16 protein-coding genes are annotated in these 14,457 nt (G+C 45.3%); 12 read left to right on the forward strand and 4 right to left on the reverse strand.

Annotated elements, in window-relative coordinates:
- Nucleotides 1-2: 2 nt before the first annotated feature.
- Nucleotides 3-1,547 (reverse strand): COG3650 family protein, encoded by a 1,545-nt coding sequence (locus AB4274_RS13950; RefSeq protein WP_372112373.1) that lies wholly within the window; start codon nt 1,545-1,547, stop codon nt 3-5.
- Nucleotides 1,548-1,586: 39 nt separating this feature from the next.
- On the opposite strand from AB4274_RS13950, the gene AB4274_RS13955 reads away from it, so the two are divergent.
- Nucleotides 1,587-2,054, forward strand: coding sequence for an EVE domain-containing protein (locus tag AB4274_RS13955; RefSeq protein WP_017061021.1), 468 nt, complete (start codon nt 1,587-1,589; stop codon nt 2,052-2,054).
- 87 nt (nt 2,055-2,141) lie between these two features.
- Here the strand turns inward: AB4274_RS13955 and AB4274_RS13960 are convergent, their stop codons facing one another.
- Together AB4274_RS13960 and AB4274_RS13965 are read right to left on the reverse strand one after the other, a co-directional pair.
- Nucleotides 2,142-2,969, reverse strand: coding sequence for a Cof-type HAD-IIB family hydrolase (locus AB4274_RS13960; RefSeq protein WP_017061022.1), 828 nt, complete (start codon nt 2,967-2,969; stop codon nt 2,142-2,144).
- Nucleotides 2,970-3,151: 182 nt separating this feature from the next.
- The gene (locus tag AB4274_RS13965) at nt 3,152-4,132 is read right to left on the reverse strand and encodes an alpha/beta fold hydrolase (RefSeq protein ID WP_372112375.1); all 981 of its coding nucleotides are present in this window, start codon (nt 4,130-4,132) and stop codon (nt 3,152-3,154) included.
- An 81-nt stretch (nt 4,133-4,213) separates the two neighbouring features.
- Between AB4274_RS13965 and rhtB the strand changes: the two genes are divergently transcribed.
- The 7 genes from rhtB to AB4274_RS14000 all read left to right on the forward strand — a co-directional run bounded on the left by rhtB (nt 4,214) and on the right by AB4274_RS14000 (nt 10,726).
- Nucleotides 4,214-4,831 (forward strand): homoserine/homoserine lactone efflux protein, encoded by a 618-nt coding sequence (gene rhtB, locus AB4274_RS13970; protein ID WP_017061024.1) that lies wholly within the window; start codon nt 4,214-4,216, stop codon nt 4,829-4,831.
- A gap of 45 nt (nt 4,832-4,876) precedes the next feature.
- Nucleotides 4,877-6,097 carry an EAL and HDOD domain-containing protein gene (locus tag AB4274_RS13975; protein ID WP_017061025.1) on the forward strand — a complete coding sequence of 407 codons (1,221 nt, stop codon included), beginning with the start codon at nt 4,877-4,879 and terminating at the stop codon, nt 6,095-6,097.
- A 99-nt stretch (nt 6,098-6,196) separates the two neighbouring features.
- Nucleotides 6,197-6,538: a metalloregulator ArsR/SmtB family transcription factor gene (locus tag AB4274_RS13980; RefSeq protein WP_017061026.1), complete on the forward strand. Its 342-nt coding sequence runs from the start codon at nt 6,197-6,199 to the stop codon at nt 6,536-6,538.
- A 173-nt stretch (nt 6,539-6,711) separates the two neighbouring features.
- Entirely contained in the window at nt 6,712-7,713 is a 1,002-nt protein-coding gene (locus AB4274_RS13985) for an ArsJ-associated glyceraldehyde-3-phosphate dehydrogenase (protein ID WP_017061027.1), read from the forward strand.
- 21 nt (nt 7,714-7,734) lie between these two features.
- Nucleotides 7,735-8,226: a cyclin-dependent kinase inhibitor 3 family protein gene (locus tag AB4274_RS13990; protein ID WP_372112377.1), complete on the forward strand. Its 492-nt coding sequence runs from the start codon at nt 7,735-7,737 to the stop codon at nt 8,224-8,226.
- Nucleotides 8,227-8,322: 96 nt separating this feature from the next.
- Complete coding sequence (arsJ, locus tag AB4274_RS13995; protein WP_048610756.1) at nt 8,323-9,543, forward strand: organoarsenical effux MFS transporter ArsJ; 1,221 nt, start codon at nt 8,323-8,325, stop codon at nt 9,541-9,543.
- 169 nt (nt 9,544-9,712) lie between these two features.
- Nucleotides 9,713-10,726, forward strand: coding sequence for an acyltransferase (locus AB4274_RS14000; RefSeq protein ID WP_372112379.1), 1,014 nt, complete (start codon nt 9,713-9,715; stop codon nt 10,724-10,726).
- A 60-nt stretch (nt 10,727-10,786) separates the two neighbouring features.
- On the opposite strand, the gene AB4274_RS14005 is transcribed toward AB4274_RS14000, so the two are convergent.
- Nucleotides 10,787-11,116, reverse strand: a complete 330-nt coding sequence (locus tag AB4274_RS14005) for a DUF2500 domain-containing protein (RefSeq protein ID WP_017061032.1) — start codon at nt 11,114-11,116, stop codon at nt 10,787-10,789.
- Nucleotides 11,117-11,360: 244 nt separating this feature from the next.
- Here AB4274_RS14005 and AB4274_RS14010 point away from each other — a divergent pair, with 244 nt between their 5' ends.
- The 4 genes from AB4274_RS14010 (at nt 11,361) to AB4274_RS14025 (ending at nt 14,424) form a co-directional block, all read left to right on the forward strand.
- Nucleotides 11,361-11,735 (forward strand): hypothetical protein, encoded by a 375-nt coding sequence (locus AB4274_RS14010; protein ID WP_004736595.1) that lies wholly within the window; start codon nt 11,361-11,363, stop codon nt 11,733-11,735.
- Between the two features lie 927 nt (nt 11,736-12,662).
- Nucleotides 12,663-13,283, forward strand: a complete 621-nt coding sequence (locus AB4274_RS14015) for a lysoplasmalogenase (protein ID WP_102393081.1) — start codon at nt 12,663-12,665, stop codon at nt 13,281-13,283.
- A gap of 90 nt (nt 13,284-13,373) precedes the next feature.
- On the forward strand, nt 13,374-13,610 hold the full coding sequence (locus tag AB4274_RS14020) for a YecH family metal-binding protein (protein WP_017061034.1): 237 nt from the start codon (nt 13,374-13,376) through the stop codon (nt 13,608-13,610).
- A 229-nt stretch (nt 13,611-13,839) separates the two neighbouring features.
- Nucleotides 13,840-14,424 (forward strand): YhgN family NAAT transporter, encoded by a 585-nt coding sequence (locus tag AB4274_RS14025; protein WP_017061035.1) that lies wholly within the window; start codon nt 13,840-13,842, stop codon nt 14,422-14,424.
- Nucleotides 14,425-14,457 lie beyond the last annotated feature (33 nt).

A 14,457-nucleotide genomic window follows, 5' to 3' on the forward strand; every position in this document is an offset into this window, starting at 1 on the left:
GTTTACAACTTAACTCCACTTTGTGCGGGTGAGATACCATCAGCAAACAAAACCACGTCGCTGATATCAGCATCATCTGCAACTGGAGCGACACTTGGGTTTAGCGGGTAGCTGACACCAGAGTATGAAAGTGTGTGTTTCGCCGGTGTTGCACCGCCGCCACTGACATTGAAGATCAGATCCTGCCAGCCGTGGTTTTGCGATTTACCTAAGCGTATGTCGCCCTTAACCAGTGTCACTCGGCTATTGAAGCGCCAGTTATCTTGATGGTTTTCGAAAATTAGCAGTGTACAGCCACCAGAACCACACCAATCGAGTTGGGCGAACAGCTCTTCTTTACCGTCGCCGTTGAGGTCGTAGGTTAACCAGCGGTATTTAGTGTCGTCAGGTGAGCTGTTGTTGATCTTAAAGTATTCGCGGATCGCTTGGTCGACTTTTGGATCAAGTTGATCGCTGGAGTTCACCTGCTTTGCGGTTAGATCAACGTTAGTGGTGGTGTTTACTTGTGCTTGCGCACCCTTAGCTTCGAATAGCACCAGACCGCCATTGGCAATCGGATACACCACGTTGCCCACTTTCTCTTTTTCAGCGATTAGCTTGCCATTATCGAGTGTGAAGATGCGCTCGGAGATCAAATATTGTTGCTGGTGGCGAGTCATAACCACTTGTACCTGATTTTGGTTCAGTTGCTGCCAGAAGCCTTGTTCAACAATAGAAGGGTCTCCATTGCTGTATGAATAAGTCGTGATAGCACTGTGGTCATTGTTGAGTTCAAGGTTGATAGAGAACCCTGAGTTTTGCGTTGAGCTAGCGAAGTAGAGTCCGCTCCAGTCCAGCGTTGGATCTTGGTTAGAGACCGTCGCACAGCCATTGTAGTTACTGTCATTGAGGTTAAGCTTGGCATGCCATCCATAGATAGAATCGCTCATGCCGTCGCTACAGCTCTCTTTCGTAAGGTTGAGTTTGCCTTGTGCAGCTTCACCTTCTAATTGGTAGTCACGGCTGCTTGGTGTGGTGCGGCTTGATTCAATATCGAGGGTCTGTGGCTGTTCGCCCATCTTGGTGTATTTCAGCTGGTCTTTATCGAAGGTTGCTGACCAGAAGGGTTCATTACCAAATACTCGTGTTGAGCGCAGCGGTTGGACGCAGCGATCTGGGTTCTCTGCGGTTAGGATGTTCACTTGGTCAACCACGAAACGCGCTGTGAAATCTGCGTTATAACCCGTTTGGCTCGGCACGGTTAGGTGACCAATCAGCTCGCCATATAAGGCTTGGTAAGGTCTCGTTGAGAGCCCTTGTGCTTCTAACGCTAACTCTGGAGATAAGTCTAACCAGTATTGTTGTTGGCTACCGCAAGGAGTGAAGGTTCGGCTTTCATGGCCAACCACCACCTGACCACGCATGATGAAGGTTTGCGGTTGAATGCTCAGTGGCTCATCCAAGTTTGCTGGGGGCTGTTCAGGTTGTTGCGGCGTATCAGGTGCCGTAACACAGCCTTGTAGAGCGAACGCGACTAGCCATGTCACTGGGTTTTTCATTACCTTCATGTTATATCTTCCTCGGAGCAACCGTTAATTGGATTTATTATGGCATATTGGTTATTTAAAACAGAACCCGACACCTTCTCTATTCAGACTCTTAGAGTACAAAAAACCTCTTGTTGGGAGGGTGTACGCAACTATCAGGCTCGAAACATGATGCGTGATGACGTCAAGCTTGGCGATCTGGTGATGATATACCACTCATCATGTAAAAAAGTTGGCGTAGCGGGGATCGCTAAAGTAACCAGAGAAGCCTACCCAGACCACTTTCAGTTCGACCCTGAGAGTGATTACTACGATCCTAAGTCTTCACCCGATAACCCACGCTGGATCATGGTGGATGTCGAGTTTGTGCGAGTGACTGAGCGCTTGATTCCTTTGGTTACGCTTAAAGCCATGCCTGAACTCTCCGAAATGCCCTTGGTGAAACGCGGTAATCGCTTATCGATCATGCCTGTGACTGAACAAGAGTGGCAGGCAATCTTAAGCAAAGAAGTGTTAGGTTCTCGATAGCGTTAGAGAGAGCTTTTTACGTAAGGTTCAAAAAAGGCAGCCAGTTGGCTGCCTTTTTATTTATTCAGATCTGTTCAACGAGCGAGATTAGAGCAGATGCTTTTCTAGGTAGTGAGCAACGGCATCGTCTGCGTTACTGCCAATCACTTCATTGTCAGGTAGTGCTTTCATCACTTTCTCATGTGATGTACCCATGATTAGACCTTTACCCGCCATAGCCAGCATTTCAGCGTCGTTCATGCCATCACCAAAGGCAACACAGTTATCCAGAGTCAGGTTTAGTGATTTTGCAACAGCGTCTAGAGCGTGGCCTTTAGAGACTTCAGCTGCCATCACTTCCAGACACCAAGGTGTAGAGAAGGCGATGTTCAGTTTGTCGCCAAAAGCATCTCTTAGCTTTTGTTCAAACGTGACGAGATATTCGTGGTCTTGTTCTGGATGTGTGAAGAAGACTTTCGCGATGCCTTCGCTTGGTGCGTTTTCAGCTTCAAAGCGCTTGTAGCTAAAGCCAGACTCACTGTGGAATTTAGCCAACATTTCATCTTCACGGTCTAGTAACCAATCTTCATTCTGGTACATGTGAATAAAGAGGTTTGGATCTTGGCGCACAATATCAATAACTGGCTGAACGAGTTCCTGAGGTACGTTCTGGCTATACATCAGTTGATCGTTTTGGTCATGCACGCGTGCACCGTTTGAAGTGATCATGTACGCCGGAATACCTGCTATCTGACGAATACCCGCCACATCGACGTGGTGACGACCCGTAGCGAAGATGAAGGTATAACCTTGGTCGTGTAATTTCTTAAGCGTTAGCTTGGTAAAGTCGCTTAGCTGATGGTTGGGAGCCAAAAGCGTACCATCTAAATCAGAAGCAACAATTTTCACGGAATCTTTTAGTGCAGGAATACTCATTTAACCCTCATTGCAAAATGCTTAACCAATATTGACGCTAGCCAGCGCTAGAATCGTTTTAACTACAATATCTCTAGGTAGAAATTGTATGCCAAATTCATGCAAGAAAAGAGGGCAAAGCTCACTTACTTCTCTTCCTCTTTAGCGCTTATTTTCTTGGTAGGTTGCTTAGCCTATTAGCTCTAGGCGAAAAACTGATTGATCGCATCCAGTGTTTGATTGCGATATTCATCCTGCTCAAACAACACCTCATGCCTAGAACCCTCAATCAACTTAAACTGACAATCAGAGTTGGTTTTCTTCAGCTTAGAGATGAACTTTACTTGAGCACTGTTACTGACAATCTTTTCATCCCCAGCTTGAATCAATAGCAGAGGGATCTTGATTTGACGAGTTTGTTGAATTGCTTGCTTGGCGGCCATTAACCCTTGCCACACCCAACGCGTGCTTGGTCCACCCACTTGCAAAGATGGAGACTCGTCATATAAGCGACGGAACCACTGATAGCGAACCTTACTGTGGCTCAGTAAGTTGTTTTCAAAAGGCTTCGAATAATATGCTTGCTGGCCCGGCGCGTAAGTTGGCTTGGCATAAAAAGCGGTAAGCACTTGTCCAACGATCATCGCGATAGGTTTCAGGTACCACTCGGTATTGATACCAAACATCGGAGCGCACAGAGTCACCTTATCAAACGGGTGGTCTGGATGGGTTTGTAGGTAGCGAGTGGCTATGGTGCTGCCCATTGAGTGTGCGAGCAGGTAGCGATTGGAATACTTACTGAGATCAAAACTGGCAATGACGTCAGACATGTCAGATGCATAATCATCAAACTCATGAATGTGACCAATGTCAGAGTCTGTTACCATACGTTCAGACTGGCCTTGACCTCGGTGGTCAAATGAATAAACGTCATAGCCTTGTTGATAAAAATCATAAAAGATTTCTTGGTATTTTTGGCAGCATTCGATACGGCCATTTGAAATCACAATAGCTTTGCTGTGCTTTTCTGAGGTGAGGCTGCACCAGTACAGTTTCTTTTTACCAGACGATGTTAAAAACCCCTCTTTTCTTTGTTGCCAAAGAGCGTTGATCGGGTGTTTAATCGCATGATCGAACTGAGGTTCTTGAGTGTAAGGGAAGGTGGCTTCGCTGTGGTTTTCCATGGGAAATTACCTGAACTGATGCGTGTGAGAGCTTTATTGCTACTAATGTTGTTAGATTAAAGAACTAGTAAGGAAATGCAAATGGATACTCATGTTTGGCTTGCTTATGTTGTCACAGCGATTTTGTTTAGCTTGGCTCCGGGCTCGGGTACCGTTAACTCAATCAGTAATGGGCTTAGCTATGGCACTAAAAAGTCACTCGCATCAATTGTTGGCTTACAGCTTGGTCTTGCGTTTCACATTATGCTGGTGGGCGCGGGTATCGGTGCACTCGTTGCTAAGTCTGCGTTGGCGTTCACCATCATTAAGTGGGTCGGCGTGGTGTACTTACTTTGGTTAGGTATTCAAAAGTGGCGTGATAGCTCGAGCCTAGTAGCATCTGAAGAAAGCTCTACTCTGTCGAGTGGCAAACTGCTGAGAAACGCTGTGCTTATCAACCTAACTAACCCGAAATCAATCGTGTTTTTGGTGGCTTTGTTTCCTCAGTTTATTGACCCTACACAACCTCAAGCACCTCAGTTATTAGTGCTAGGTGTGACGACAGTATTCATTGATAGCGTTGTTATGTTGGGTTACACCTCATTAGCGTCACAAATGGGACGTTTTATTCGCTCTGATCGCATAATGGGTAAGATAAATAAAATATTTGGTGGTATGTTCATGGGCTGCGGTGCTTTGCTAGCTGCCGCGAAAGCTTAGATTAAGCGACTGAGTTATAGTTAAACCAATCAGAGTTATCAAGAAATGACCGCTACATACGTTGCTCGACAACCTATCTTAAATCGCAAGAGGAATACACTCGGCTATGAGTTGTTATTTCGCGATGGAGAAAAGAATGCGTACCCAGCGCATATTGAGTCTAATCGAGCAACGTATCGTCTGATTGTTGAGAACTTCTTGTCTGTTGGTCTTAACCCTTCTATTCCATCTTCACGCTGCTTTATCAACTTCCCTTATCAAAGTTTGATTCGTCGACTGCCCTTAAGTTTGCCGAAAGATAAGGTGGTGGTAGAGATTCTGGAAACCTGTAAACCAACAGATGAATTGTTGGAAGCGGTTAAAGACCTTTACCAAGCGGGTTACATGATTGCCCTAGATGATTTTACTTCGACCCCAGAATGGGAACGTTTCCTTAAATACACGCATATCGTAAAGCTCGATATTATGCAGATGGGTTTGGATGAAGCGTGTGATTTGGTTAGGGCGCATCAAGGGAAAAAGTTTAGCTTTTTGGCGGAGCGCGTTGAGACCGAACAAGAATTCCAGCAAGCCAAAGAGGCTGGCTTTAAGTTTTTCCAAGGTTACTTTTTCAATAAACCGGAAATCATCAAGAGTAAATACATTAGCCCTGAGCAAGTGATTGCTATGGAGCTGTTTCAAGAAGTGTGTAAGCCCGATGTGGACTTTCAACGGGTGGAGAGCATTGTCGCGAAAGATGTGGCGCTCTCATATAAGCTGCTGCGTTTTGTGAATACTATGTCGCCGCGCCTTGAAGTTACCATCTCTTCTTTTCGTCAGGCTTTGGTATATCTAGGTCAAGAGAAACTGAAAATGTTTGTCTCGTTAGCCGTCGCCTCTTATGTGTCCGATAAAAAGCCTAAAGAGCTGTATGGATTGTCTCTACAGCGTGCTCAGTTTTGTCAGCGTATGTCTCGCTATCAGGCATTTGAAGGGTATAGAGAACAGGCCTTTATGATTGGCTTATTCTCCTTGTTGGATGCTCTGTTGGACTTGTCGTTAGATAACTTAGTCGAGCAGTTGCCGCTGTGTAAAAGTATCAAGGTTGCTCTATTACGTAGAGAAGGGCCATATGGTACCTTGCTCGCACTTGAAGAGAGCTTTGAGCATGCCGATTGGCAACAGATTGATGAGCACTGCGCCGATTTAGGATTAAGCGTGGATCAGGTTAAAACGGAGCTTACTGAAGCGCGCCGTTGGAGCCATACCGTGACCAACAAGCTCTGATATTTCTTCGTTAAACTTTTATGACAATTGAAACGCACGCCTTGACGTGCGTTTTTTTATATCTAAGATATGTGCATATCCATATATGAGTATGTTTTTATGCTTCCTCACCAATTTTTTAAATTACTGTCCGATGAAACGCGAGTGCGTTGCTTAATGTTGATAGTTCGCAATGAGTGCTTATCGGTTGGTGAGTTGACTCAGGCATTGCAAGAAAGTCAGCCAAAGGTTTCACGCCATCTTGCGCAGCTGCGTTCAAACGGTGTTTTGACTGATGTTCGCCAGGGGCAGTGGGTGTTTTACCGCCTGTCACAAGATTTACCAGGTTGGATGCTAAAGTTAATTGACGACCTTATTGCATCGAACTGTTTGAAAACTGAATACCAGCAAGATATTGAGCGCTTAGAGTCGATGAACTCACGCCCAGTATGTTGCGTTTAAATACATTAAAACTTAATGCCGAAATAGTTGGAGTTGCAGCTAGGCGACAAGTGAACTTATCCCTATGAGCATAGTGGCTCTATGTAATTAGGGCGGCCGGCGCTCCGGTAAGTGAACGTAGTCAACAACGCTGCGGCTTCAAATATGAAGGCAATTAACTGAGAGAACAGAAAATGACAGTCAAAGTAGGTATTAATGGTTTTGGTCGTATCGGCCGTCTAGCACTTCGCGCAGCATTCGATTGGGATGAGCTAGAATTTGTTCAAATTAACGATGTTGCTGGCGACACAACAACACTGGCCCACCTTCTAGAATTTGATTCAGTTCAAGGTCGCTTTCACCACGAAGTAACTGCAGAAGGCGATGAGATGATCATTAATGGCCAGCGCATCAAGACCACACAAGAGCGCGATATCGATGCGATCGACTGGTCTGGTTGTGATGTGGTTATCGAAGCGACAGGTGTTCACCGTAAGACCTCTTTCCTAAACAAATACCTAGAGCAGGGCGTGAAACGTGTTGTGGTATCGGCGCCAGTGAAAGAAGAAGGCATCGCAAACATCGTTGTTGGTGTGAATGACAATATCTTCGACCCTGCGGTACACAAAATCGTAACGGCAGCGTCTTGTACAACGAACTGTATCGCGCCAGTGGTTAAGGTGATCAACGAGAAGCTTGGTATCGAGAACGCAGCCTTCACCACTATTCACGATTTAACTAACACGCAAACTATTCTTGATGCGCCGCACAAAGACTTACGCCGCGCACGTGCATGTGGCATGAGTCTTATCCCAACAACGACGGGCAGCGCCAAAGCGATTGTTGAGATCTTCCCTGAGCTAGAAAACCGCATCAACGGCCACGCAGTTCGTGTACCGCTAGCGAACGCTTCTCTGACAGACATCATCTTCGAAGTGAAGCAAGACACCACGGCAGAAGAAGTTAACGCGATGCTGAAAGAAGCGTCTCAGAATGAACTAAAAGGTATTCTTGGCTTTGAAGAGCGTCCACTGGTTTCTATCGATTACAAAGGCGACCAACGCTCAACAATCGTGGATGCACTATCAACGATGTTGGTCGGTAAGCGCATGGTTAAGATCTACGCTTGGTACGACAATGAGATGGGTTACGCAACACGTACCGCTGAGCTTGTTCGTACCGTTGGCCTTGCTTAATAAGAATCTGGAGAAGATATAATGATACATCCAACATGGCAACTAGACCTAGAGCAAGGTGCGCTAGTGCTTACTCCGTGCCCAGGCACAAAAGAAGCAACGCTTGATGCATCACTGGCTCAGCTAAAAGAGCAAGGCGTTGAAGCTATCGTGACAGCACTTGATGACCATGAGCTTGCAAGCAAAGACGTGGCGGCACTTGGTGAAAAAACACGTGCGTTAGGTATGCAATGGTTCCAGATCGAAATTGAAGACGACTGTGCACCGGGTGCTGGTTTTGCTGCGAAGTGGCAAGCAGCTAGCCCTGAGCTACATAACATCGTCGATAACGGCGGCAAGGTTGCAATGCATTGTATGGGCGGCTCTGGCCGTACTGGCTTGCTGGCTGCACACCTGCTGTTAGAGAAGAGCTGGGACATGAGCAAGATTGTTCAAGAGGTGCAGGCACTGCGTCCAGGTGCCTTCACTAAACCTATCCAGGTTGAATACATTAATGGCGTAGCGAATAGCTAATAGTCATCAGTGTTAGACAGGGAGCTTTTGGTATCTGGAGTGTTGAACTTATCATGATCCAAAAGCTCTTTTTGTTTAGATTGCAGAGATAGCGTTATGTTTTCAAATCTAAGTAAGAGCGTTCGCCAATACATGTTGGTGACTTTTAACTACTGGAACTTCACCATTACTGATGGTGCACTTCGCATGTTGGTGGTTCTGTATTTTTACGACCTTGGCTACAGTTCGTTAGAAATCGCCTCACTGTTCCTTTTCTATGAATTCTTTGGTGTGGTGACTAACCTAATCGGTGGCTGGTTAGGGGCGCGTCTTGGCCTCAACAAGACCATGAACATTGGGTTAGGCATGCAAGTCGTCGCCTTGGGTATGCTCGCGGTGCCAACGGCAATGCTGACCATTCCTTGGGTCATGGCGGCGCAAGCCTTGTCTGGTATCGCTAAAGACCTCAATAAGATGAGTGCCAAGAGCTCAATTAAGACTCTGGTTCCTGATGAACAACAAGGCGCGCTTTATAAGTGGATTGCGATTCTGACCGGATCTAAGAATGCGCTTAAAGGGGCAGGCTTCTTTATTGGTGGTTTACTGCTTTCAACGATTGGCTTCCAATACGCCGTGCTCGCGATGGCAGCCGTGTTGGCATTGGTCTTCGTTGGCAGTGTGTTGAGCTTAGAAGCGGACATGGGCAAAGCGAAAACCAAGCCTAAGTTCAAACAGATCTTCTCTAAGTCTGAATCCATCAACATCCTATCCGCAGCACGTATGTTCCTGTTTGGCGCTCGTGATGTGTGGTTTGTGATTGCTTTGCCGATTTACCTAGGCAGTGTGTTTGGTTGGGATCACTCATGGGTTGGCGGTTTCTTAGCTGCTTGGACTATCGCTTATGGCTTTGTACAGGGCATAGCGCCGAAGATTACTGGTAAAGCTCAAGGTAAGGTGCCAGATGGCCATGCCGCGCTGTTATGGGCTGGTGCGCTGGCTATAGTGACCGCTGCTATCGCTTATGCGGTACAGATTGGCTGGCAACCAGAGCTCGTTATCGTGGGTGGTTTGATGGTATTTGGTGCCATCTTTGCGGTGAACTCATCACTTCACTCATATTTGATAGTGAGTTATGCGAAAGGCGATGGCGTTTCTCTTGATGTCGGTTTCTACTACATGGCAAACGCGATGGGCCGTTTGATTGGCACGATATTGTCGGGCTTGGTATTCCAAATGGCAGGTTTGTCTGCGTGTCTGTGGGTTTCCTTCGCATTCTTGGCGATAACGACGGTGATCTCTCTGCGTTTACCGAAAGTGCCGCAAATTTCAGCGGCATAAGCTTCAGCCACATGAGCCTCATTTGTGAGAGCTCAAGTCGCAGAAGCTAGAGTCGTATGAGCTAAATTCGCGATAAGTATCTCCTTTAACACTAAGCTGACTTGGTATTTATTCCGGTCAGCTTTTTTATTGCTATAGTAGAATGATTGAATATTAATCAGGCATTTACATGAAGCAGCGAATTCTCTTTTTTGATTTAGCACGATGTGTCGCGGCCGTAGCGGTTATCGCGATTCATGTTTTGGCGCCTTATCGCAATGAGTTGGGCACTATTCCTTTCGGTGAATGGCTTACTGCCATTACGGTAAACGGTTTCAGCCGCTGGGCAGTACCTGTGTTCATTTTGATTACTGGCGCACTGATGCTCAGTGATCAGCGCCCGTTTGACGCCAAATACTACCTCAAGCGTCGTTTGGGCAAGGTACTGATACCTTTCATTGTCTGGTCGCTTTTCTATACCTATCTGTCGGGCTGGTCGGCAATGGGCTTTGATGCCGACGTCAGTTGGGACGTGTTGCTTAATAGCTACCATCATTACACCTATTACCACCTTGGTTTCTTCTATTACTTCATCCCACTCTATTTTGTGATTCCGTTCTTGCAGATCATGGTTAGAAAGTACGGTGATAGATCGGTCTATGCCTTTACGGCGGTATGGTTGTTCACAACATTGCTGTTCTTACTGAAAATCGATGGCCCTTGGAGTCACGAATTGTGGTTGTACACCGGTTACTTACCATTGGGTTACTTGCTGTATAAGATTGTGCCACTTAACAAGATGACCGTTGGCGTGAGTGTGTTACTGGGTGGGCTAGCGTTACTAACCACGGTTTACATGGTGGTTGATGCAAGCTTGGTAGCAGAAGAGTACACGGTAGGGCGCTGGCTATCTTACAAAACGTTGAATACCGTATTAGCCGCGAGCATGGTGTTCATGGTATGCCGTTACTATGGTGAAGGCCTGTCTGAGAAGAGTAACCAAGTGGTTGGCTTTATCAGTAAGCACAGCTTAGGTATTTACCTACTGCACCCGATTTTCTTGTGGCCGATGAAAGAGTTTGGTTGGTACCAAGGACATCCGGCATGGGTTATTCCATTATGGATTGTGATCAGCGGAGCTGGCGCATTATGGATGAGCTGGTTGGTGTCTAAGTCAGAGAAAATGCGTTGGTTATTGCCTTAGCGGTGATTGCTAAGGCTTTCTGATGGATTGCTTAGGGACGACAGTTGAAGCGGCTGACGTTTAGCGCTTCAACGCAAAGTGTAAGAACTTATCGCCTTGGTAGGTTAAGGTTCCTTTGTCGCCAGGGTTAAGGGCGTGGAAATAGTGGATGCCGACTTGGAATTCTCGCTTCGGACCAACCACACCACGTTGAACGTAAATCCAGTACTCTTGATCTTCTTGGCCCGGTTCTGCGTCAGGAAGGTCGATCGATTGTTTGTCTAACACCGTGACATTCACTTTCTTCTCTGGCGCATTTTCACCTTGCGAGTGTTTTCGATAGAAACCAATAAATACCCAAGCCGCTAGAGCAGCGAGAGCAAAGATGGCAAAAAAGAGTGAATTAGGCATATAACCTCCATGTAGTCGTGATGGTTATTCTAGTCTTTCAGGCAATAGGGATATGTGTTTAAAGCCGTTATTCGTGAACTGTTGTAAGCCAAGCTGATTATTTTTCGGCAGACATCACATTTAATGGTCAGTTTGGGATAAAGCATTGTTATTTATTGTCTCTTTCTCTCGTAAATAACAGTGATTTTGTATAAGAATAGGGAAATGCTCGACTAGAATTATAGTGTGGAGTGGGAGGGCTAAGATGACCGATATTGAAAAAGTGGTGACAAGAACTCGCAATATAGAGAAATTATTGAGGCTTCAATATCATGCCGAAGGCGAAGGATTGCATGAGCTTGTAACAAGCTGTGAAGAAAGGCTACCGCACGATATGGTGAGCAAGCTGCGCTATATCGCAACGTGTCGTAATAAGGTAGTCAATGAGCATGAGGCTAAGTTGGAAGACCAACATAAGTTCATCATGATGTGTAACGACTGTGAGAAGGAGCTGACTCCACGTAGTGGTCGTTTTATCTGGCGAGTTGCGATCTTACTGATGATGGCAATGACTTTAGCTGCCGCAGGTTTCTATTATGCGAACTGGGATGTGCTAACACTGCATCTGTTTTCGAAGTGAAAAAATTGAACAAAAAAAGGGACGCTCATGGCGTCCCTTTTTTTATCTGTAACTTGCTTAGTACATCATCGGTAGTGTCATTAGACCTACAACTACCGCGATCATTACAAGTCCTTGTCTTTGCGAAGATGAAATCATAACACTACTCCTAAATTTGGTTGTCTCTCGCTATGTTTTAAAGAATAGCACTACTTATGGCCTTAGATCAAGAATTACTTTCGAAAGCTTTAAAAGTAGTAGAAAACTATGAGTTTTTGGCTTGTTTGGCAGTGTTTAACTGTGTTTTATGGTGTGTTCTTAATTTGTTCGTTGTGATTTATGTTTGTTCTAATTTGATTTAACTTGTTGTTTTGTAATGGTTATTTTGTGTAATTTATATTGTTAAAGGTTGTTAAACTGTATTAATAGAGGTTGGTGGTGGCTAGGTTGGTTTTGGTTGGTTTTTTAAGTTTTCGGCTTGGTTTTTGTGGCGATTTTTACCGGAGGCTTGAAATAACCTGACAAAACTGGGCGTTAAAAAAGAAAACTGGCTACTTTACAAGTCTAGGCTTGGTTGGCGTTTTTATTTTCCTATTAATCTTGAGTTTGTTTATTTAAGTTATTGTTATTATTTATTTTAAATGTGGTTATTTTAATTTTTTAAGTGTGGTATTTTACGGAATTAGGCCGGTTTTGGTGGGGTCGATAGGTTAGAATTGGCCAAAATTCAAGTATGGCGACTCTAATGCCAGTTTGAATGGGTTTTATGATGATTCGTTCTAGTTTTAAACGAATGGCCATTGTCATGGTGGTAATTGTTACGACTTCAATCTAAAGAGACTCTTTTTAGTGGAAGCGTAATCAAGATCCAATTTTGAGGGGCTGAGGCTTTACATCAACACTCGTGTGCCTAGACTTGCGACGATTTAAAGCAATAGGGCAAGTGGTATGTGGAGTTGGTTAGCGGTTTCCTTATCTGGTATCGGAGCAATAGCAGGAACGAAACATGGACATATCGGTCAGGCCTTATCGTATAAGGTATTTACCTTTGTATTATTAGCGACAATTGCTTTAACTCAGTCGGTTGTGGCTGACTTTACCTATTGGATAGTTGCGGGGTTGGCTATCTCTGCGATCGCAGATGTGCTTCATACTCTCACTCAAAAACGCCCTCTGCATTTTGTCTGCTTCTTATTGGCTCAACTCTGTTACAGCAAAGCTTTTTGGTTACAGCTATCAGGTGAAATGGTTTGGTGGTTGTTCGCGCTGTTATTGGCAGCTTGCGTTGTTGCTTTCTTTTTACTGCTGCCACGCTTAGACAAACTCGTTTTTCCCGTGGTCATCATGGGCATTGTGCTTATTCAGTTAGCATGGGCTTCTGGTGAGGTTTGGCTGCTGGATCCTCAGTTATCACACGCGGTCGGTTTTGCTGGCTGTAGCGTGCTGCTCCTTTCGGCCTTAGCTTATGCGCTAAACAGTTACCGCAGCCCAATCAAGGGCGCTTACTTTTGGGTAACGGGCAGTTACTTTCTGGCGCACGCTCTCATTGTTGCTTCCCTTACCATTTAGAGTAGAGCTCGCTTAACTCTGAGCTACATCAAGGCAGCTCAGATGAAAGTAGGTACTCTACGTCTACTTCATTAAACATGAGATAGAGTTATGACTACCGAAATTCATGCACACAACGTTTTAAACCTGCTTAGTGAAAAGCCACTGACTCGTGAAGAGTTGACGCAAGAACTCGCTCAAACTTATGGCGCAGAAGCGCGTTTTCATACGTGTAAGCTGAACGGTCTGGATTTAGATGGATTGCTGAAGTTTTTCCTGAAGATGGAAAAGGTCGTGGTTATTGATGACAAGCTTTGCACTAATCGCGAACGTGTGTGTAACCACTAATTCCCAGAGATTTGGTTTTTAGAGCCTTTTGGCTTTTATCGATAAGAAGAGTGGATGCGACGTTTCGGCTTCACTCTTTAAATTCTCTTTTTCCTTTTTTCTTTTTCCTTTCTATTTGCTCTCGCAAAATTCCCTTCTAATTACATAAGTTAATCCTTTTATTACTGCGTTCGAAAATCAATGTTGAGGCTGCTATACTCCGCGCACTTACGCTTTTCGAGACAAACTTATGGAAATTTTATCTGCAGCAACCATGCTGTTTCTTATTATGGACCCGCTTGGCAATCTACCAATCGTGCTCTCTATCCTTAAGCATATTGACCCGAAGCGTCGCCGTATTGTTCTGATTCGTGAGCTGATGTTCGCACTGGTTATCTTGCTGCTGTTCTTATTTGCGGGTCAAAGCATCATGAACTTCCTGCACGTGCAGCCTGAAACCTTGAGTATCTCTGGCGGTATTATTCTGTTTATTATCGCGATTAAGATGATTTTCCCAAGTGCGGGTAGTATTACTGGCCTCGCGGCGGGTGAAGAACCGTTTATTGTGCCGATGGCGATCCCAATGATTGCTGGCCCTTCAGTGATTGCGGCATTGATTCTGTTGTCGACACAGCACCCTGACAATATGTTAGAGCTTTCAGCGGCTGTGATGCTGGCTTGGGGCGCTACCTTCTTCATTCTGATGTTTAATGGCTTCTTCCTGCGAGTGCTGGGAGAGAGAGGGCTTAAAGCCATCGAACGCTTGATGGGCTTGTTGTTGGTTATGCTGTCGACGCAAATGTTCCTCGATGGTGTGAAAGGCTACATGGGCTAACATCAATATCATTGCTGAATAAAAAAACGCCGC

This window comes from Vibrio sp. 10N.261.55.A10 (genome assembly GCF_041470825.1).
Lineage (GTDB): Bacteria > Pseudomonadota > Gammaproteobacteria > Enterobacterales > Vibrionaceae > Vibrio > Vibrio crassostreae_C.